This window comes from Streptococcus sanguinis (assembly GCF_008329445.1).
Lineage (GTDB): Bacteria > Bacillota > Bacilli > Lactobacillales > Streptococcaceae > Streptococcus > Streptococcus sanguinis_O.
This window is the reverse complement of sequence record NZ_VIBR01000003.1, coordinates 342578-363305: the sequence shown is the minus strand read 5'-3', so window position 1 is coordinate 363305 and position 20728 is coordinate 342578. Positions and strand designations below refer to the sequence as shown.

Below are 20728 nucleotides of genomic sequence, written 5' to 3'. Positions count from 1 at the left end.
CCAATCTTAATCTTTTCTATTATACCATTAAAAGTCTTCTTGTGGGACAAGATGGTGCTGAAAAGCATAAACAACTGCCTGAGTGCGGTCGCTCACCTCCAATTTGGACAGGATATTGGAGACATGAGTCTTGACCGTTTTAAGGGAAATGAAGAGCTCATCCGCAATCCGTTGATTTTCATAACCCTTGGCCAAAAGCCCTAAAATATCACGCTCACGAGCTGTCAAATCCTCATGGAGCTCAATATGGTTACGATGATATTCCACCTTCTTGCTGACTTCTGTTTCAATGGCAAATTCTCCCTTGGCCACTTTTTTGACAGCACGGAGAATTTCTTCAGCGCTGGAAGTCTTAAGCATATACCCGTGAGCCCCTGCATCCAGAACAGGATAAATTTTTTCATTATCCAGATAAGAAGTCAAAATCAGAATCTTTGCTTCCGGCCATTCTTTTAAAATGGCCAGTGTCGCTTCGATACCATTCATCTCAGGCATGACAATATCCATGATAATCACATCCGGACGACTTGCCAAAGCCTGCTCAACTCCTTCTTTGCCATTAACTGCTTCAGATACTTCAGCTATATCCTCTTGCAGTTCCAGATAACTTTTCAATCCCAATCTGACCATCTGGTGGTCATCCACTAACAATATCTTCATGATCTTCTCCTTCTAGTAAAGGTATCGTGATTTCAATAGAAAGACCTTTTCTGGGGGCTGTCAAAAGCTTAAAAGTACCCGCCATATCCCGCACACGGTCTTCCATATTTTTCAAGCCGTAACTGAGTTCATCCTGGGCCAACGGATCAAAACCGACGCCATTATCAGATACCTTGATTTTAAGTTCATTAGGTGCCTGATAGAGGTAAATATCCAGCCGACTTGCCTGGGCATGCCGCAGTGTGTTGTTGATAATTTCCTGCATGATTCTGAAGACATGCTCCTCCATCTGTTTTGGTAGATGCCCAACCTGATGATTGAAGTGAACATCAATATCACTTTTATCAGTCAGCTCCTTGATAATCACATCCATACCTTCGACCAGAGTCTTATTTTCCAACTCTGTAGGCCGCAGGTGGAGCAGGAGAATCCGCAAATCCTTCTGGGCTGTGTCCAGAATATCTCCAATCCCCTTGAGCTGCTTTTGCAGTTTTTGTCCATCGAGCCGTTCTACATTTCCAGCCACTCCTGAAAGAATCATATTGGCTGCAAATAATTCCTGACTGACAGTATCGTGCAAGTCACGCGCAATCCGCCGCCGTTCTTTTTCGATAATTTTTTCTTCTGTCTGCAAGGTTTGGTTTTCAGACTTCTGGAGATTCTCTGTCAGACGATGCAGCCTTCTCTCGAGCTGATGCAGAGAGCGATCCAACTCGGGTTGGTCTGTCGGCTCCAGCCTCCGTCCATCCAGCAAACGCCGAAGATTTTTTTGCACATGGGCTACCGACAGATATTGGATCAAGCGAGCTGCTATCACAATCAGAATGGTCAGTGATAAACCAATAATCACAACAAAGAAAACGAAAGACTGCAACAGCTCCAAATCATTAAAGAGCTCCTGCCAAGTAAAATCAAAAATATTGAAAATATAATGAAAGATGATAAATAAGACAAAGAAAGTATAGAGGAGAATGAGAAAATAATTTGATTTCTTCACTTTCTGACAACCTCCACATTTCCTAAGAAGCTGACGAGGACAATCTTCACTGTCTTATTGGCCCGTTTATAGTCTGGTGTCGTCAGCGAAATGGTTTCATTGCGCAGCTTGCGGGATGGATGATGCAGAAAATTTAGCTCCCCGTAAAGAGTATTGATTTGCAGCTGAATTTCCACATCCAGCGGCACAATAATCTTGGTATCACCAAAACCTTTTCGAATGACAATGACGTTATCATGGTTGACTAAAATCACGTCTTCCAAATGAATGGTGTCTTTCCCAACAATGCGCAAGAGATTGATGTCGTGGAATTGACAGCTGTCCTTAGAAAAATGCTGCAGGTCCCCCAACCAGCGATTCTTTTCACTCTGAATTTCCACATCTTCTTCGTAAACGAGATGGGTTTCTTGATTTTCCTTATAGATATAAGGGTAGGCCACAATCATCCCATAAACCAGCGCGAATAAAAGGGCAGCAATGACGTAGGGATTGAGCATAATAATGAAAAACAGCATAATCATGGAAGCGACTAGCAGAAAATTCCCTTTTTGCTTGCCGAAGTAATAATAGAGCAGTAGCAAAAAAAGGACCAATATAATGACAACTCGTGAAAAATCAGCTGCCAACATGGTCACCAATGCCATGGATAATAAGACTGTTTCAACAAAGACAAATAATTGAACCTTCCACATAGCCGTTTCCTTTCTCTACCTTCCTATTTTAACAAAATTAGGCCAAAAAACCTCCGTCCAAGGCATGAAATGGGGAAATTTGTCCAGCAAAAAAGAAAAAACCATCCGTTTTAAGCTGAAAAACTTAAAATGGATGGTTTATTAATCAACCATCAGATGAGCTGGAACTAGTTCCATGTCCGCTATCTTCAGACGATGAGCTGCTCTTTGAGCTACTGCTAGACGATGATGATGACGAACTAGATGATGATGGTGTCGTTGCCTCTGTCACGTAAAGAGTGATCTTTTCATTAGACTTGAGGTCAATTGTCTGACCTGCGGCTGGTGACTGGGAAGTTACCAAATCTGCCTGAGTCGAAGTGACCGAACGGTCAACAACTCGTTCAATTCGAGAAGAAGAAATTCCCATTTGAATCAGGTAAGAACGAGCATTGGCGTAGGTGTACTGCATGCTGCCAAAGTCAGGCATGGACACACTAGTTACTTCTTTGGCCACTGTCAGCTTAATCTTATGATTAGAAGTCAAATCATAGGTCGAACCAGCTGCCGGCGACTGACGAATCACCTGACCTGGCTCGTACTCGTCCGATTCCTCCTCAACAATCTCAATCAATTTCTCAGGAACCTTAAAGTTTTCTTTCAAATCTTTGACGGCCGCATCTTTCAGTCTCTCAGTATAATCTTCCATCACAAAGGTCTTGGGCCCCTTGGAGATAATCAGGTCAATCTTGCTGCCTTCGCGGCGCTGACTATTAGCCTGTGGATCAGTTTTAATGACTTTGCCAGATTCGACATTGTCGCTGTATTCTTCCTTTTCCTCTCCGACAACCAGCTTCTTAGCTTCGATAGCGGAGCGAGCCTCTGCTACAGTCTGACCAGAAACATCTGGCACGCTGGTATTGGACGGGCTGTTATAGAGAAGGACGACAAAGGAGGCCAAAACCAATAGGACTGCAAAGAAAAGTACTTTGTAACGTGTTCTCAAACGACGTTTCTTTGGAACTTTCTTAACCGCATCAGCAGTCTCTTCCTTAACTTCATCCGCTTCCGTTTTAGCTGGAGTTGGCTTAACAGGTGGAACTGCCGGCTGCGATACAGGTGAGATTTTTGGCAAGGTCTTGGTGTCTGCTTTCGCAACATCATCAAAGACTAATTTCTTTTCATTACGGCGCTCATAAGATAAGCTGCTGGACAAATCGACATACATTTCTGCAACTGACTGATAGCGATCCGTCAGTTTTTTGGCTGTTGCCTTAATGACGACATTTTCCAAGGCCTGAGGAACATTAGGATTTTCAGAAATGATGGATGGCAGCGGCTTTTGGAAATGCTGCAGGGCAATCGTAACGGCACTATCCCCATCATAAGGGATATGACCAGTCAGCATTTCATAAAAAATAATCCCCATCGCATAAATATCACTCTGAACAGTCGCTTTAGAGCCACGTGCCTGCTCAGGCGATAGATAATGAACCGAGCCCAGCATAGAGTTAGTCTGAGTCAGACTAGTCTCTGCAAAGGCAACCGCAATCCCAAAGTCTGTTACCTTGGCATTGCCATCTGGGGTTAAGAGGACATTTTGTGGTTTCAGGTCACGATGGACAATGCCGCGTGTATGCGCCAAGCGCATCGCCAGCAGGATTTGTCCCATGATTCTGACTGCTTCTTCATTTGAAATCGGAGAATTCTCTTTGATATAGCGCTTGAGGTCAAGACCTGCCACGTATTCCATAGCCAGATACTGCTGGCCATCTTCTTCCCCAATATCAGTAATCCGAACGATGTGCGGATGGTCCAAGTCAGCCATCGCCTTGGCTTCCCGCTGGAAGCGCGCGACAGCGATAGGATCTGTCTGGTAATTGGTCCTAAGAACCTTTACCGCAACTTCCTCACCATCCAAAATCAAGTCCTTGGCCAAATAGACATCTGCCATGCCTCCGCGGCCAATCTGCTTGATGATTTTATATCGCCCGGCAAAGATTTTGCCGATTTGAATCATGCCTTATCCTCCTTGTCAAAGCGAACCAGAGCAACTGTGATGTTATCCAGTCCTCCAGCATTGTTGGCAAAGCGAATTAAGGTTTGTGTTTTTTCAGACAGGCTGATGTCGCTGGTGACAATGTCACAAATTTCACTGTCTGAAATCATATTGGTCAGACCGTCACTGTTAAGTAGAAGGTAGTCACCATCCTCCAAGGTAATCATGCCATAGTCAGGCTGTACTTCGTCTTTTTGACCAATAGACTGAGTAATTATATTCTTCTGCGGATGACGCTCTGCTTCTTCTGGAGTAATCTGTCCAGCTTTCAACAAAGCATTAACAAGCGAGTGGTCATTGGTCAGCTGACGGTATTCATCACCGTGAATCAAGCCGATACGAGAATCGCCGATATGAGCATAGATGGCTTGATTATCAATAATAGCCAAGGCTTCCAAAGTCGTTCCCATGCCCTTGTATTCTTCATCTTGACCAAATTGATGAATGCGCTGATTTTCCTCTTCCAAGTGCTCCGCAAACCATTCACGCACCTGATTCACCGAATCAATCTGTGTATCAACCCAGGCAGCTCCTAAGTCCGTCACAGCCATTTCACTGGCAATGTTTCCAGCTCTGTGACCGCCCATACCATCTGCCAAGATGATCAGGGTCTTGCCAGCCCGATTCACAAAAAGATTGGCATAATCTTGGTTATTTGTACGCTTTTGACCAACATCTGTTAATAATGAAATTTCCATACTGTCAGTTTCCTCCTCTTATTCCGATATCTTCCTAAATTGACTGATAAAAAATCCGTCGCTTTCATATAATTCCGGCGTAATTAAGATACAGCCGTCTTTGACGATATCTTTTCTTTCATGGTCTAATAAGACTTGCTCAAAGTTCGGATGACTGGCCAGAAATTTTTCGACAACCTCAAAATTCTCTTTGGCCATAATCGTGCAAGTACTATAAGCTATTATACCACCTTTACGTAGACTTTGACAAACGCTGTCTAGTATATCCAGCTGAATTTTTTGTAAATTCTCAAAATCTGCATTTTCTTTATTATATTTTATATCTGGTTTGCGGCGAATTAAGCCAATACCTGAGCAAGGAGCGTCCACCAAGATTTTATCGAAAGCATCTGGGCCAAATGTCTCAAACACTTTGGTCGCGTCCAGCTTTTTAGTGGTGATTTTATCTGCCAAGCCCAGTCTTTTTGCATTTTCTTCTACGAGTTCTAACTTATGATCATAGAGGTCCAAGGCTGTAATGTGGCCGCTCGTCAGATAGGAAGCCATGTGGACAGTCTTGCCCCCCGGTGCACTGCAAGCATCCAAAATCTGCTCCTCTCCTTCTATGGCCAGAGTAGGAGCCACAAGCTGGCTAGACTCATCCTGAATCGTAATCGCTCCTCTTTCAAAGAGCTGATGCCCAGCAAAATGTCCTTGTCTCTTAACCAAGGCTGACGGAGATAAAAGAGAGTCCTCAGCCCCTAAAAGCTGGCGAAGCTCTGCCTTGCGCGACATATCCGTCACGCGAATGCTGGCCTTACTTCGAACAAAGAGACTGGCAAAGATAGCTAGAGCCCTTTCTTCGCCAAACTCTTCTATCAGATCTTTGACCAGCCAGACCGGCAGAGAATACTGGATCGAGTAGCGCTTGTTTTTGCGCTTGATTGTTTCAAAATCAGACACACCCTCACGCTCAATCCTACGTAACAAGGCATTGACAAATTTCTCACTGCCACGCTTACGGATTTTCGCAATCTCAACAGCCTCATGAACAGCTGCATGTTGAGGGATTTTATCCAGATAGAGCATCTGGTACAGACTGAGCATAAGCAGAATGTAGAGCCAGTTATCCAATTTATCCCTATCCTCAATCAAATGGGATAGATACCACTCCAGTGTGATTTTCCGAGCAACTGTGCCGTAAACCAGCTCTGTTACCAGACCTTTATCTGCTTGACTCAGCAAGCTTTGATTCAGAGCCCGGTTTAAGGCGATATTGGAATAGGCTCCTTCTTCAAAAACTTCTTCCAAAATTTCCAAGACCTGCCAACGGGCCGTTTTTTGCTTACTTTCCAAAAGTATCTCCTAGGGACAGGCTGCGGCCCAGTCCATTCAAAAAATCAACGATAGCCATCTTGGGCTTACCAGCAGGCTGAACCGTCTTCAGCGAGAGGGCTCCCTTACCAGCTGCAACCACCAGTTCTTTTTTACTAATAGACAATATCTGTCCCGGCTGACCGCTGCCAGCTACCATATCTGCTTCATAAATCTTAAAGCGTTGTCCCTGCAGCAAGGTATGAGCTACTGGCCAAGGATACATGCCACGAATTTGATTGAAAATTTGTCGGTTTGTTTTGCTCCAGTCTATCCTCTCTTCTTCTGGGCTGATATTCGGAGAGAAAGTGACCTGACTAGGATCTTGCGGCTGAGGGATAATCTGCCCTGCCCTATAGGCTGGCAGCACATCCAATAACAGATCTCGACCAATAATCGCCAATTTTTCAAAGAGAGTTCCGACATTGTCAGTCTCTTCAATCTGCACCGCTCTGCTGGCTATCATGTCTCCAGCATCCATTTCCTTGACCATTTCCATAATCGTAACACCCGCTTGCTCATCACCATTGATCAGAGCATAGTGAATGGGCGCACCACCTCGGTATTTAGGCAGCAAAGAAGCATGAACATTCACCGCAAAGTCAACACTGTCCAGTAAGCAGCTAGGTAAAAACTGCCCAAAAGCAGCTGTGACAATACCATCTGCTTCTAAGTTCATCAACTCCTCTAAATCCGAGCTTTGAGCCAGCTTTTCCGGTTGATAAACTTGCAGCCCGTATTCCAAGGCCAATTCTTTTACTGGAGTCATGCGAATCTCTCTTTTACGGCCGACGGCACGGTCCGGCTGCGTTACCACTGCTAACACTTCATATTGACCGCTGTCCAGCAGCCCTTTTAGGACAGTCGCTGAGAAGTCCGGTGTTCCCATAAATATTATTTTCATCATTTTCAACTATTGATTCCTTCTTTGTTCCTTCCCTTATTATATCAGAAGTCGCCTGCAACAACCTTAATCTCGGCTAAAAAGCTTTACATAAAATTTTGTGGTTCATTATCAATTGTCAGACGTAAATCTTTATTGTCCCGATTCTGTGTCCAGTCCAAGACTTGATTTAGTGTCGCCTGCAGCTTGTCTTCAAAGCGATATTTGAGCAAAATCTGATAATGATAGAGATTGTGGGTACGAGCTATGGGCTTCGGCGTTGGACCCAAGATTTGCACTTTTTCTGACAGACCGCTCCGCAGAACATCCATAACCTCATAGGCTTTTCGCACTGCTGTCTCTTCATCCTTATGCGACAGAGTCAGGCCGACCGTAAAGTAATATGGCGGATAGCCTAGCTGCCGGCGGATTCCCATTTCATAAGCATAAAAGCCCTCGTAATCCTGCTGCTTGGCAAATTCAATGGCATAATGATGAGGATTGTAGGACTGGATAAAGACCTGACCAGCCTTTTCAGCCCGACCAGCACGGCCCGCCACCTGAGTCAGCAGCTGGAAAGTTCGCTCTGAAGAGCGAAAGTCCGGTAGATTAAGAGCAGTATCCGCATTGAGAACGCCAACTAGCGTCACATTTGGAAAATCCAATCCCTTGGCAATCATCTGGGTGCCTAAGAGAATATCTGCCTGACCCTGACCAAAGCTTTCTAAAATGGCTTCATGGCTGCCCTTCTTACGTGTCGTATCTACATCCATCCGCAAAATGCGAGCCTGTGGAAAGAGCTGAACTAACTCATCATAAGCTTTCTGCGTCCCAGTGCCATAATAGCGGATGCTGCGGCAGGCACAGTTTGGACAACTCTGAGGAATGTTCTTAGTAAAGCCACAGTAATGGCAGTTCATGGTCTTAGTGTCCATATGCAGGGTCAGAGAAATATCACAGTTAGGACAGCTGTCAACGGTCCCGCATTCCCGACACATAACAAAGCTGGAATACCCCCGCCTATTAAGCATGAGAACCGTCTGCTCTCCCTTATCCAGACGATCTTGAATAGCTTCTAGCAGGACTGGGGTGAAATTACTGGCCTCATGCTGTCCGATATAATCCCGAAAATCCACCACTTCCACTTGAGGAATCTGGGCCAGCGGATTTGCGCGCTTGCTGAGCAGCTGAAAATCATAGACACCACGGCTTGCTCGAGCACGACTCTCCAAGCTCGGAGTTGCCGAACCCAGCACTAGAACAGCTTGATTATACTGAGCTCGCAGGAGAGCAACCTCTCTAGCATGATAGCGAGGATTGGAATCCTGCTTATAAGAGGACTCATGCTCTTCATCAATGATAATGGCTCCAATATTTGTCAGCGGAGCAAAAATAGCTGAACGCGCGCCGACAACGACCTGAGCAGCTCCTCGCTCCACCTTGCGCCATTCATCATATTTCTCACCGTCAGACAGACCAGAATGCAAAATAGCAACTTGGTCACCAAATCTAGAAATAAAGCGATCTGTAACCTGCGGAGTTAGAGAAATCTCCGGAACCAGCATGATAGCGGTCTTGCCCTGGGCAAGTGCCTCTGCGATGACCTGCAGGTAAACTTCGGTCTTCCCGCTGCCAGTAACCCCTTCTAAGAGGACTGGCTGAGAATGACTCTGACCAATTTTCTGAGTGATTGCCGCAACCGCTGCGGCTTGTTCATCATTTAAGGTCAGGTTTTGCTGCTGCCGCTCCTTTTGGAAATAAGCAGCAGAACGGCTGATTTCTCTATCCTCAATGCTAATTAGGTTTTCTTTGATAAAGTAATTAATAATATCGCGCGAAAAGTTTTCTCGCAAATCAGCCAAAAGCTGGCTGTCCTGCTGCTCCAGCAAGACTTCTTTTAATGTTTGTTTTTTCTTAGCTTGTCGGGGAAGGTCATGATTTTGCAGAGCGGTATGATTGACCTGATACCATTTCTCAGTCTTAATATGTTTCTTGTCCGTCGCCTGATACTCCAGCCGAATACGGCCAGTTTGAGTCAGTCGCATCAGCTTGGCCTGGCTTTTCTTGTCCAAATCAGAAAAGCGAAGGCTGTCCTCCTGTCCAAAGATAGCTGAACGTTCCTCATCATTCAGCAGCTCCGTCGGATAGAGTAGTTTATCATAGCTGGAGTTGAGAAGACTAGGCAGCATGGCCTTTAAAAGGCTAATCTTATAGGAAAAGACTGACTTGCGCAGCTCGTCCGCCAGCCAGAGCTGTTCCTGATTCAGCACGGGACTGAAATCAAGGACTTCCGCAATCTCCTTTAGCTCTTCTCGGTCTCCCATCTCATCAAAGCCGACCACAATCCCCTGAATCAGGCGATTTCCCTGCCCAAAAGGGACATGGACCCGCATGCCAGCCTCCAGCATCCCTGCAAACTCTTCTGGAATAGCATAACTATAGGGCTTGTCCGTCTGCATCAGAGGAACATCCACAATAATCTTTGCTACCTTCAAATTCTCACCCCACTTTCCTCAACATCATTACAGAAAAAATAAGATTGAGCATCCCCAACCTTAAATCTTCTCACCTTCTTCTTTTTCTTTAGCGATTTGCTCTTTAATCTTGCGTTCTTCTTCTTCTTTACGAAGGCGCTCTTCTTCTGCCCGACGGCGAACAGCCTCGCGCTTGCCTTCTGGATCTGGATGGATAACAACATTACCGGATTCAATTTCTTCCAAAGCACGAAGAGTGGATTTGACAGACTTGAATTCCTGCGTAGCGGGAGCTCCAGCTTCAAGCTCATGAGCGCGCTTAGCTTCTAAAATAACCAAGGAATATTTTGACGGAACCTTGTCCAGCAAAGTGTCAATAGACGGTTTTAACATCATAATTTTCTACCTAATTTCTAACTTTCTATCGAATAATCGTTTCATTTTTTGGAAGCATGTCCTGATAACGGCCGATAACACGGTCTACTCGGAAATGCTCTGCTTCAATCACGCGCTTGACACGGTCGGCAGCTAGCGGCACCTGATCATTGACAATGGCATAATCATACTCGCGCATGAGGGCAATTTCTTCTTTGGCCTTTTCAATGCGTTGGGCGATAATCTCCGCACTGTCTGTTCCACGGCCGACCAAGCGGTCTTTAAGTTCTTCTAAGTCTGGAGGAGTCAAAAAAATAAAGACGGCATCTGGAACTTTTTTCTTGACTTGCAAAGCTCCCTGAACCTCAATCTCTAGGAAGACATCAATACCTTTATCCAGCGTTTCATTGACATAAGTCAGAGGCGTCCCGTAGTAGTTTCCTACATACTCTGCGTACTCCAGCATCTGGCCCTGACGAATCAGCTCTTCAAACTCCTCGCGAGTTCGGAAGAAATAGTCAACTCCATCCACTTCGCCTGAGCGCTGAGGACGAGTCGTCATGGATACCGAGTACTGAAATTGGTTATCAGTGCTTTCAAAAATTTCTCGTCTAACAGTCCCTTTTCCTACACCAGAGGGACCAGAAAAGACGATTAGTAAGCCTCGTTCCGTCATCATGTCTCCTTCACAGTCTTTCTATCTAGTGTAACAAAATTAGACTGATATTTCAAGAGGATAGGAAGAAATGTATGTGTCTAGAGTTTTGAGAAAATAGAAAAATAAGCAAGCAATCATACGGAAATCCAAATAGACCAGCAGAAAATTCAAGAAAAAAGCAATCTGTTACCAGACTGCATTTCTTCTTTATTTTGCGTAGTCAACGGCCCGCATCTCACGGATAACCGTTACCTTGATATTGCCCGGATATTCCAAGTTGTTTTCGATCTTTTCACGAACATCGTGCGCCAAAATCGTAATCTTGTCATCCTTAATCTTGTCCGGCTGAACCATAATCCGGATTTCCCGGCCGGCTTGTAAAGCAAAGCTGTTCTTGACACCCTTGAAGCTATTAGCGATTTCTTCCAAATCTTGGAGACGCTTGATATAGCTTTCCAGAGATTCACTGCGGGCACCTGGACGAGCAGCACTGAGAGCGTCTGCTGCAGCTACGATAACAGCAATGACACTTTCCGCTTCCACATCTCCGTGGTGACTGGCAATCGTATTAACAACAACTGGATGCTCCTTGTACTTACGAGCCAGTTCTGTCCCTATTTCCACGTGGCTGCCTTCAACCTCACGGTCGATAGACTTGCCAATATCATGGAGGAATCCAGCACGGCGAGCTAAATTGGCATTTTCACCCAACTCAGCAGCGATGATACCGGAAAGCTTGGCCACCTCAATAGAGTGTCGCAGGACGTTCTGACCATAAGAAGTACGGAACTGCAAGCGCCCCATGATTTTCATCAGATCAGGATGCAGGTTAGGTGCTCCGATTTCATAAGCTGCGGCTTCCCCGTACTCACGGATGCGATTGTCAATTTCCAGACGGTTCTTCTCAACCAACTCCTCGATGCGAGCTGGGTGAATACGGCCATCTTTCAAGAGTGCTTCCATGGTCATACGAGCAATCTCACGTCGAATCGGATCAAAACCTGAGAGAGTAACCACTTCAGGCGTATCATCAATGATGACATCAATACCAGTCAGACTTTCAAAAGTTCGGATATTGCGACCTTCACGGCCAATAATCCGACCCTTCATACTGTCATCTGGCAGATGCACCGTTGAGTTGGTTTGCTCAGCTACATAATCACCGGCAATACGCTGCATGGCTTGGACCAAGATATTCTTCGCAACCTTATCAGACCGCTCTTTGATATCTTGCTCAGCATCCCGAATTCTAGTCGCAATCTCTTTAGAAAGCTTGTCCTCGGTCTGCGTCAAAATAATATCACGCGCTTCTGTCTGCGATAGCGAAGCAACTCGCTCCAGCTCTGCTGCCTTCTGCTTTTCAAGTTCCGCTACTTGTTCTTCACGCGCATCAATGTGTTTAGATTTATCTGAGAGACTTTGTTCTTTTTGCTCCAAAGCCTTTTCTTTGTTGCTTAAATTATCGTCTTTGCGGTCAAGGGTAGAAGCACGCTCTGTCAAGCGGCTTTCGATTTGTTTTAACTCTTGACGTTCAGACTTAAATTCTGCATCAACTTGTTCACGATATTTTCTGGCTTCTTCTTTTGCCTCCAAAAGTGCTTCTTTTTTAAGCGAACTTGTTTCTCGCTTGGCTTCTTTGACAATCAAATCAGCTTCGCGTTCAGCCTGTCCGCGTAAATTGGTTGCTTCTTGTTCAGCATTTAAAAGAGTAAGCTCTGCAGCTTCTTTAGATGATTTCATCTTAGCCGAGACACTTACATATCCAATCACTAAACCAATGATGGCAGCAAAAACAGACATAATTATAGGAAATAGGTCCATGTTTTTACTCCAAATCTATTTAATTGTTGAATTCAAAATTCCATACTATTCTATCACAAATCTAAAAAATTCACAAACCTATTTTTTGAAAATCAAGAAAGCTTTTGTCCATTTTTTAGAGACAAAATCTTCGAAGTTTGTAGAAGCATGAGCACCAAAACCTTTTCAAGACATAAGTAGGATTATTCAAACTTTTCATTTTTCTAAGACGTAAACTTTATTCCCAAATAAAAATTTTTTATGCTATAATCAGAGAAGAAATTGTGTATATGAGACAGGCTTTTTCTTCGCTAACAAGACAAACCTTTGGCTTAATATCACTAGAAAAACCTTCTCGCACTCGCTACATTATAAAGGAGAAACCATGTCTAAAGAAGTTATCGTTGAAAGCTTTGAGCTGGATCACACCATCGTCAAAGCGCCTTATGTCCGCCTTATCGGAGAAGAAACCGGCCCTAAAGGCGACATCATTTCCAATTTTGATATCCGTCTGGTTCAGCCTAATGAAGATTCAATCCCGACTGCTGGCCTGCATACTATCGAGCATTTGCTGGCTATGCTGATTCGCAAGCGCATTGATGGTATGATTGACTGCTCGCCTTTTGGCTGTCGCACTGGTTTTCATATGATTATGTGGGGCCAACACAGCTCCAGCCAGATTGCTCAGGTCATCAAATCCTGTCTGGAAGAAATCGCTGAGTCAACTAGCTGGGAAGATGTCCCTGGAACAACCATTGAATCCTGCGGAAACTACAAGGATCACAGCCTCTTCTCAGCCAAAGAATGGGCTAAGCTCATTCTCAGCCAAGGGATCTCTGATGATGCCTTTGAACGCCATGTGATTTAAAACAATAAAAAGTTCTCGAAATCGAGAACTTTTTTTGTGCATGTATAATCAAATCCATCAACAGACTTGAAAGCCAGCTGCTGAAGAAATGTTCACAGATGACTAGAAATCAAGCGAATCAGCATGACCTGGTCCATTTCCAACAAAGTATCCAGTCTTACAGTTGATACTGAAAAGGTAGGTGCCGTCTGGCTTGAAGAGGTTATAGTAGCCGTTTCCTTTAATAATATTGACGCGTTCCAGGATATAGTTATCACCAGAAATATAACCACGCTCACGAGAAGTTTGCAAAATTTTCTCCAGAACGCCAGGGTTGAATGTCCAAGCTGGATTGTTGACGTCATCAATAGCCGCTTGGTTATAAGGGACTCGACTGAGATCTCTCTGCAGATTTACTCCATTGCTTGGAAGACCATAGCCAGAGTATGAGCTGGAAGCGCCTGAACCAGAAGCAGACGAGCTTGAACCGCCGCTTGTACCCGTACCGGTGCCTCCCTGATCAGTAGCAGGAGCCGGTGTTGGAATCTGTTGGCCGCGTCCTTGGGCAATCGCTGCTTTTAGAACTTCATCTAATTTAGCATTGCCACTTGATACATCTGAGAAGGTCGCATTGGTATTGGCCTTGGCTTCCTTGTTCAAGACGCCGTCAGTGATCGCTCCGCCATCAAACTGCGAATTGACACTTTGGATAGCTGAAATTTGTTTTACTAGGGAATCATACTTGCTCTTGGCTGCATCATAGTCTTTGCTGCCTTTTAGCTTTTCAAGTAAGGTTTTTAATTTTTCCAAGTCGCCAAATTTACTATTTTTGACAGCTGTCTGATTGCTATCTGTGAAGAATGCAGCATACTCATCATTAAAGGACTTCAAATCCTTGGCAATATTATCAGAGCTAGAGGAAGACGAGCTCTTTTTGCTGGACTGCGATGTTGAAGAACTGGAGCTTGTAACGGTCTTGTGGCCCCAATTATGCCCCAGAGCAAAGTAAAGCCCTGTGCCCGCTACAGCAATCCCTAAAAGTCCTAAGACTGGATAAAGGAAAGCTTTTTTCTTGTAGAAAGGCGTCTTAGGAACCTGTAATTCCTTCTCATCAAGCGGTTCTGGAATAGGACCGTAAGATGTCTTTTGAACGGGAGCAGCGGGAACCGCATCTTCCTGCTCTGAGCGTTGACTGCGAGAACCTAAGGGGTTTGGAGCTGCTTCTGGTTCACTTGCTGTCTCAGTGCCGGGCGACTGTGCTGTTGGAATCTCCTGCTCACTTTCAACCTCTTGCCGTCTTTCTTTGATGAAATCGGTCAAATCAGAAGTGGCTTGCTCAGCTTGAGCCGCTTCCTGCTCCTGCAGCTTTCTGATTTTCTGGGTTTCAAATTTTCCAGCTTCGATTTCCTGACGGTGCTGCTTGATATACTTATCCAGCACATTGTCGCTTTCATTCACACCGGCTTCCAGCTCCTCTTTTTTACGAGTAGCTTGACCGACTGTCATTTCCTTGGCCTCTTCAAAATCAAGGACCGACTCTTTCTTTTCTTCTTCCGGTGAGTAGTTTTCTTCTTTCGTCACGGCAAATCCTTTCTAATCTAACTGACGTTTAACCCGCTGGCCAAAATACTGATACAAATCAACTTTTAAAGTTCCATTATAAAGTTTGCGTTTTTTATCGGCCTGACTACCATATTTGCTTTCAAAAGCTTCATCGCTAGTCAGGATAAACTTGCTCCAGGTTTTGAGCGGAGCAAAAGTTTCTCCCATCTCCTGATAAAGACGAGTCACAGCCTCATCATCTAGGAGGCGCTCCCCATACGGCGGATTAGAGATAATCACACCATTAATCTTATCTGTATGCAAATCCTGCAGACGCATCTGCTTAAAGTGAATCTGCTCTGCTACTCCTGCTTGCTCAGCGTTTTTTTGAGCTAGCTCTACCATACGGCCATCGATATCCGATCCAGAAATATCCAGCTGGATGGTCTGATCAATCTGACTGAGTGCAGTCGAGCGAGCCTGAGCTACCAGGTCTTTATCCACCCAATTCCAGTCTTCAAAGGCAAAGGAACGATGGAGTCCCGGCGCTATCTTCATCCCGATCATGGCTGCCTCGATACAAAAAGTACCAGAGCCGCAAGTCGGGTCTATCAAAGGCTTATCTGGATACCAATTGGACAGGAGTAAAATGGCCGCTGCCATATTTTCCTTAATCGGTGCACCGCCTTTATCGACACGATAGCCACGTTTGAAGAGGCTAGACCCTGTTGTATCAATCATGACCGTCGCTACATCTTTTAGAATAGAAACCTCTATCCTAAACTCAGCTCCATTTTCCTGCAGGGGCACCCCTTCCGGACGTGCATAATGCTTCTGCAGCTTCTTGACAACTGCCTTTTTAGAAATAGCCTGAACACTAGGCTCATTGTGAAGTTTTGACTTGACACATTTGGCCTTGGAAATAGGAAATTTAGCTCCCAGCGGTAGATAATTCTCCCAATCCAGAGCAAAAACTCCCTGAAAGAGCTCTTCAAAAGTCTTGGCTGGAAAACTGCCAACTACAATCTTAATCCGATCGGCCGCGCGCAACCAGAGATTGGTTTGAATAATGGAACTGACATCACCCTCAAAGCGAACCCGGCCATTTTCGACCTGACAATCAAGTCCCAGCTCTCTGATTTCACGGCCGACGACAGCTTCTAGCCCTGCCGCTGCGGTCGCAATTAAATTAAATTTTTCTTTCATATTGGCTTTTTTAATGGATTCCAATCTATACAAACAAAGGGAGTGAGACAAAAATCGTGATTTCGTCACATCGATTTTCCTCACTCTCCCTTTTTAAATTTTGGGCTGAGAAGGTTTCGCTACCATTTATCAGCTAGCTCATTCCTTGAAATATCCATCAGACAAATGAAGCAACAGCTAGTTGAACTTGGCAGAGAATAGAGCGCTCAGCCACTCTCTTGCTATTCTATTATAAAATTTAAAGAGGACAGGACTTGCCGTCCCAGCCTCAGCCTATATGCAATTTTCTGTAAGCCATGTTTTGTTCCGGAAATGACTAGGTACCATTTCCTTCGATAATCATCTGTCTACTGTTTCCAGTCAGAGTGCTATGTTCGCTTCCACGCACTCCATGCCCCGACCAAAGTTTGGGTTGCTAGCTTGAGGGGTTTACCGCGTTCCACTTCTTCTGTTTCCAAAAGAACTACGTCACTGTGGCACTTTCAGACCTAATCAGACATATCCAAAGACTTAGCCTTTTCAGTCGCCGTAACGGAAAAATCCGTCCCTAGGCTTATTTCTTCGCCCAGCACAAACACTACCGGCATCACAGCCAGTGCTAGCATGGACTTTCCTCATGAAAATCTAAAATTTCCACGCGATTATCCAAAAATTGCACTGTTCTAAAAAGAACCATTATTCACGATCCAGAATTTGTTTTCCGAATACTTCCTTTTCAAGACGGTTCAAGCGCTTCAAGATATCAAAATTAGTCGCAGAAGTCATCTGAGGGAAGCTTTCTGCAGTTGACTGAGTCGCTTGTGTTGATTGGACAGGCTGAGTCGGCTCAACCGGTGCTTTTTCAACTGGCTTCGCAGCTAACTCTTCCTTGAGACGGCGATTCTCCTCACGCAGCTCCTTTACCAAGGCTGCATAAGTCTCATAATCCTTGATAATATCATCCAAAAACTCATCCACTTCGGACTTACTATAGCCGCGTACTTCGCGTTTAAAATCCTGATCAAAAATATCTTTTGCTGTAAAAATAATACTTGTCATCTTCTCTCTCCAATCTAGTTTATCATATTCAATTATAAACAAAATGCACTATAAAAATCAAGATTTATCATCTAATTTCCCGAAAAATTTTCGGCCACTTCATTCAGGTCATCAAATGTTAATTTTTTGATAAAATATTGTTCTTGTTTTTTCATTTCTTGGTAAAGATATTTCAGTTTTGTCTCCTGTTCTTCATCGTAAAACAGGTAGGCTCCGTCCGTATTTTGAATAATGAATTGATTGTAATCACGAAACTGGCTGGGATTTTGATAGGTCGGATAAGCATACTTGACGAAATCCGTCTGCTTAAAAGCAGCTAATTTTGCTTGATTGGCTTCGTTCCAATTTTCACCTTGATTCTCAAAGAGAAAGATGGTTGCCGTCTGAAATTCATAGTCCTTTTTTAGGTCATCAACAAGCTCCAAAACCCAAGACTCAAAGCCCAGATTGCCCATAAAAACCAGCCAGTCCACTCCATCCTCCAAAAAACGGATTAAGTCCCTTTTAGCGGCTTCTTTTATGATGTTTATTCTCATATCTTTTCCCGTCGAAATACCGATTTCAAAGGCTTTGTAGCCTGTAATTAGTAGACTGGTCATTTATTCTCCCTTAAAAAAGTTTTTTGTGGTATAATAGAGTGATGCTATTGTACCAATAAGGAGTTTTATGGTCAACTATCCGCATAAGCTAAAGGCAAAAAGCAGTATCAATAGGCCGGTTTCCGGCATGATTAACTTTGCCAACCGTGGGATGTCTTTTGAAAAGATGATCAACGAATCCAACAACTACTATCTTAGCAGAGGACTCGCTGTCATCCATAAAAAGCCCACCCCCATTCAGATTGTCAAGGTTGATTATCCACACCGTAGCCGAGCCAAGATTGTAGAGGCTTACTTTCGGCAAGCTTCCACAACAGACTATTCTGGCGTCTACAAGGGCCATTATATTGACTTTGAAGCCAAGGAAACCCGACAGAAAAAATCGATGCCCATGAAAAATTTTCATTCGCATCAGATTGAGCACATGGAGGCAGTCCTTGAGCAAAAGGGCATCTGCTTTGTCTTACTGCATTTTTCCAGCTTAAGGGAGACTTACCTGCTTCCCGCTTCTTATTTAATTGAGTTTTACAAGATCGACAAGGGAGGGAAGTCCATGCCTCTAACTTACATCCAAGAGCATGGTTATCCGATTGAAATGCAGCAGCTTCCCAGCATTCCTTATCTTGAAATTATCGAACAAAAACTACTAGGTGGTATTATAAATGAATAAACAAACTCTTATGCAGGCTTTAAAATATCTTGCAAGTGCACTTATAACCCTGCTTATGATTGGATTCGTGATTGGCTGTTTGGTATTTACCTACTATGCTGTCAAGGCTCCCAAGCTTTCTGAAAAAGACCTGATCGCAACCACATCCAGTAAGATTTTTGACAGCAATAACAATTTGATTGCGGACCTAGGCGCTGAAAAGCGGGTCAATGCTGAAACAAGTGAAATTCCTACGGATTTGGTTAACGCCATTGTCGCCATCGAAGACCATCGCTTCTTCAATCACCGCGGGGTGGACTTTATTCGGATTGCAGGTGCCCTTGTTAGCAACATCCGCGGAGGTCGCCAAGGGGGATCAACTCTGACCCAGCAGTTGATTAAGCTGTCCTATTTCTCAACTTCTTCTTCAGATGCGACTCTTTCACGTAAAATCCAAGAAGCTTGGCTGGCCGCTCAGCTTGAGCGTAAAGCGACCAAGCAGCAAATCTTGACCTATTATGTCAACAAAGTCTACATGTCTAACAGTAACTACGGTATGCAGACAGCAGCCCGAAGCTACTATGGCAAGGACCTAAAAGATTTGAGCTTACACCAAACGGCTCTGCTGGCAGGTATGCCTCAGGCACCGAATCAATACGACCCCTACACCCATCCAGAGGCTGCAACCAATCGCCGTAATCTGGTACTTCGTGAAATGCATGATCTCAAATACATCACAGATGAACAATATGAGCAAGCCAAAAACACACCTGTAACCGATGGACTTCAAAGCCTGAAAGCTTCCACTAGTTATCCCGCTTACATGGATAACTATATCAAAGAAGCAATTGAACAGGTTGAAGAAGAAACTGGTTATAATGTCCTGACAACTGGTATGGAAGTCTATACAAACGTCAACACAGAGGCTCAACAGAAACTCTGGGATATTTACAATACTGAAGACTATGTAGCTTATCCAGATGATGAAATGCAGGTTGCCTCTACAGTTATGGATGTCCAAACTGGTAAAGTCATTGCCCAACTCGGTGCCCGTCACCAGTCTACCAACGTATCCTTTGGGACCAACCAAGCTGTTGAAACCAACCGTGACTTCGGTTCATCTATGAAACCAATCACCGATTATGCTCCAGCTCTTGAAAATGAAGTCTATACTTCAACTGCTGCTCCTATCACAGATGCTCCATATAACTTCCCGTATTCCAGCACACCAGTTTACAACTGGGATAAGAAATACTATGGCGGGATGACCATTCAATACGCGATTCAGGAATCCCGGAACGTTCCTGCCGTGAAAACGCTGGAAGCCGTTGGTCTGGATGAGTCCCTCAAGTTCCTAAATCGTATTGGGATTAACTATCCTGAAATGTTCTATGTTAATGCCATTTCAAGTAATACCAGCAAATCCGGCAACGAGTACGGAGCCAGCAGTGAAAAAATGGCTGCTGCTTATGCTGCTTTTGCCAATGGCGGTACTTATTACAAGCCTCAGTATGTCAATCGCGTCGTCTTCAGTGACGGAACCGAGAAGACCTTCTCCAATAATGGTTCCAAGGCTATGAAGGAAACGACAGCCTACATGATGACCGATATGATGAAAACAGTCTTGCAGTCTGGTACAGGTACAAACGCTGCTATTTCTGGGGTTTATCAGGCCGGTAAGACCGGAACCTCCAACTATGCTGATGATGAATTAGCCAAGCTGACCAAGCCTTACTACTACTCTAGCATTGTCACACCAGACGAGCTCTTCGTTGGTTACACGCCTAAGTATTCAATGGCTGTTTGGACAGGCTACTCTAACCGCCTGACACCTATCCTTGATGACGGGGTTAAGGTAGCAACAGATGTCTACCGCGAAATGATGCTCTACCTAGCTCAAGATGGCTCTGCTTCAGAAGATTGGGAAATGCCAGATGGCCTCTACCGCAGTGGCTCTTATGTCTACCTCAACAGTGGTACTGGCTATAACCGTTACTACAATAACCAGCAGTACTATAACTATTCTAGCTATAGCAGTTACAGTACAGAAGCTAGCTCTGACACATCAGCTTCCAGTGAGCATTCTGGTGATTCAAACAATAGCTCTTCTAGCCACAATGACTCATCTTCCGGTGACGGTGGAAATGACTAGGGTTACGAAGATTAGAATACAAACTAAAAGAGTAAGAATTTTTTATTCTTACTCTTTTCTTATTCTC

At 44.4% G+C, this 20728-nt stretch carries 18 protein-coding genes and 1 other RNA gene; 3 read left to right on the top strand and 16 right to left on the bottom strand.

Features of this window, described 5'->3' with window-relative positions:
* Positions 1-27 precede the first annotated feature (27 nt).
* From FKX92_RS08740 to FKX92_RS08690, 11 genes are all read right to left on the bottom strand, one after another.
* On the bottom strand, positions 28-660 hold the full coding sequence (locus FKX92_RS08740) for a response regulator transcription factor (RefSeq protein WP_002920048.1): 633 nt from the start codon (positions 658-660) through the stop codon (positions 28-30).
* Positions 638-1657, bottom strand: a complete 1020-nt coding sequence (locus FKX92_RS08735) for an envelope stress sensor histidine kinase LiaS (RefSeq protein ID WP_149566095.1) — start codon at positions 1655-1657, stop codon at positions 638-640. Before FKX92_RS08735 ends, FKX92_RS08740 begins: the two co-directional genes overlap by 23 nt.
* Positions 1654-2349 carry a cell wall-active antibiotics response protein LiaF gene (gene liaF / locus FKX92_RS08730; protein ID WP_002893496.1) on the bottom strand — a complete coding sequence of 232 codons (696 nt, stop codon included), beginning with the start codon at positions 2347-2349 and terminating at the stop codon, positions 1654-1656. The genes FKX92_RS08735 and liaF overlap by 4 nt, the downstream gene beginning before the upstream one ends.
* Positions 2350-2494: 145 nt before the next feature.
* Entirely contained in the window at positions 2495-4348 is a 1854-nt protein-coding gene (gene pknB / locus FKX92_RS08725) for a Stk1 family PASTA domain-containing Ser/Thr kinase (protein ID WP_149566094.1), read from the bottom strand.
* The gene (locus tag FKX92_RS08720; RefSeq protein WP_149566093.1) at positions 4345-5085 is read right to left on the bottom strand and encodes a Stp1/IreP family PP2C-type Ser/Thr phosphatase; all 741 of its coding nucleotides are present in this window, start codon (positions 5083-5085) and stop codon (positions 4345-4347) included. The genes pknB and FKX92_RS08720 overlap by 4 nt, the downstream gene beginning before the upstream one ends.
* A gap of 18 nt (positions 5086-5103) precedes the next feature.
* Positions 5104-6420, bottom strand: coding sequence for a 16S rRNA (cytosine(967)-C(5))-methyltransferase RsmB (gene rsmB / locus FKX92_RS08715; RefSeq protein ID WP_002926518.1), 1317 nt, complete (start codon positions 6418-6420; stop codon positions 5104-5106).
* Complete coding sequence (fmt, locus tag FKX92_RS08710) at positions 6410-7345, bottom strand: methionyl-tRNA formyltransferase (RefSeq protein ID WP_125341616.1); 936 nt, start codon at positions 7343-7345, stop codon at positions 6410-6412. The genes rsmB and fmt overlap by 11 nt, the downstream gene beginning before the upstream one ends.
* Before the next feature lie 83 nt (positions 7346-7428).
* Positions 7429-9816, bottom strand: coding sequence for a primosomal protein N' (locus tag FKX92_RS08705; RefSeq protein ID WP_149566092.1), 2388 nt, complete (start codon positions 9814-9816; stop codon positions 7429-7431).
* Between the two features lie 60 nt (positions 9817-9876).
* Positions 9877-10191: a DNA-directed RNA polymerase subunit omega gene (rpoZ, locus tag FKX92_RS08700; protein WP_002893503.1), complete on the bottom strand. Its 315-nt coding sequence runs from the start codon at positions 10189-10191 to the stop codon at positions 9877-9879.
* Between the two features lie 25 nt (positions 10192-10216).
* Entirely contained in the window at positions 10217-10849 is a 633-nt protein-coding gene (gene gmk, locus FKX92_RS08695) for a guanylate kinase (RefSeq protein WP_002918032.1), read from the bottom strand.
* Positions 10850-11035: 186 nt separating this feature from the next.
* Positions 11036-12649: a ribonuclease Y gene (locus FKX92_RS08690; protein WP_002893506.1), complete on the bottom strand. Its 1614-nt coding sequence runs from the start codon at positions 12647-12649 to the stop codon at positions 11036-11038.
* 364 nt (positions 12650-13013) lie between these two features.
* Between FKX92_RS08690 and FKX92_RS08685 the strand changes: the two genes are divergently transcribed.
* Positions 13014-13496: an S-ribosylhomocysteine lyase gene (locus tag FKX92_RS08685; RefSeq protein ID WP_002893508.1), complete on the top strand. Its 483-nt coding sequence runs from the start codon at positions 13014-13016 to the stop codon at positions 13494-13496.
* A gap of 102 nt (positions 13497-13598) precedes the next feature.
* Here FKX92_RS08685 and FKX92_RS08680 read toward each other — a convergent pair whose 3' ends face one another.
* The 5 genes from FKX92_RS08680 to FKX92_RS08655 all read right to left on the bottom strand — a co-directional run bounded on the left by FKX92_RS08680 (position 13599) and on the right by FKX92_RS08655 (position 17860).
* The gene (locus tag FKX92_RS08680) at positions 13599-15056 is read right to left on the bottom strand and encodes a cell division site-positioning protein MapZ family protein (protein ID WP_149566091.1); all 1458 of its coding nucleotides are present in this window, start codon (positions 15054-15056) and stop codon (positions 13599-13601) included.
* A gap of 12 nt (positions 15057-15068) precedes the next feature.
* Positions 15069-16223 (bottom strand): THUMP domain-containing class I SAM-dependent RNA methyltransferase, encoded by a 1155-nt coding sequence (locus tag FKX92_RS08675; RefSeq protein ID WP_149566090.1) that lies wholly within the window; start codon positions 16221-16223, stop codon positions 15069-15071.
* A 285-nt stretch (positions 16224-16508) separates the two neighbouring features.
* An RNA gene (gene rnpB / locus FKX92_RS08665) (RNase P RNA component class B) lies at positions 16509-16876 on the bottom strand.
* A 22-nt stretch (positions 16877-16898) separates the two neighbouring features.
* Positions 16899-17261 carry a cell division regulator GpsB gene (gene gpsB, locus FKX92_RS08660; protein ID WP_149566089.1) on the bottom strand — a complete coding sequence of 121 codons (363 nt, stop codon included), beginning with the start codon at positions 17259-17261 and terminating at the stop codon, positions 16899-16901.
* Positions 17262-17332: 71 nt separating this feature from the next.
* Positions 17333-17860 (bottom strand): DUF1273 domain-containing protein, encoded by a 528-nt coding sequence (locus FKX92_RS08655; protein ID WP_002908159.1) that lies wholly within the window; start codon positions 17858-17860, stop codon positions 17333-17335.
* A 67-nt stretch (positions 17861-17927) separates the two neighbouring features.
* On the opposite strand from FKX92_RS08655, the gene recU reads away from it, so the two are divergent.
* Positions 17928-18530 (top strand): Holliday junction resolvase RecU, encoded by a 603-nt coding sequence (recU, locus tag FKX92_RS08650; protein ID WP_111675390.1) that lies wholly within the window; start codon positions 17928-17930, stop codon positions 18528-18530.
* Positions 18523-20661, top strand: a complete 2139-nt coding sequence (gene pbp1a / locus FKX92_RS08645) for a penicillin-binding protein PBP1A (RefSeq protein ID WP_125341608.1) — start codon at positions 18523-18525, stop codon at positions 20659-20661. The genes recU and pbp1a overlap by 8 nt, the downstream gene beginning before the upstream one ends.
* Positions 20662-20728 lie beyond the last annotated feature (67 nt).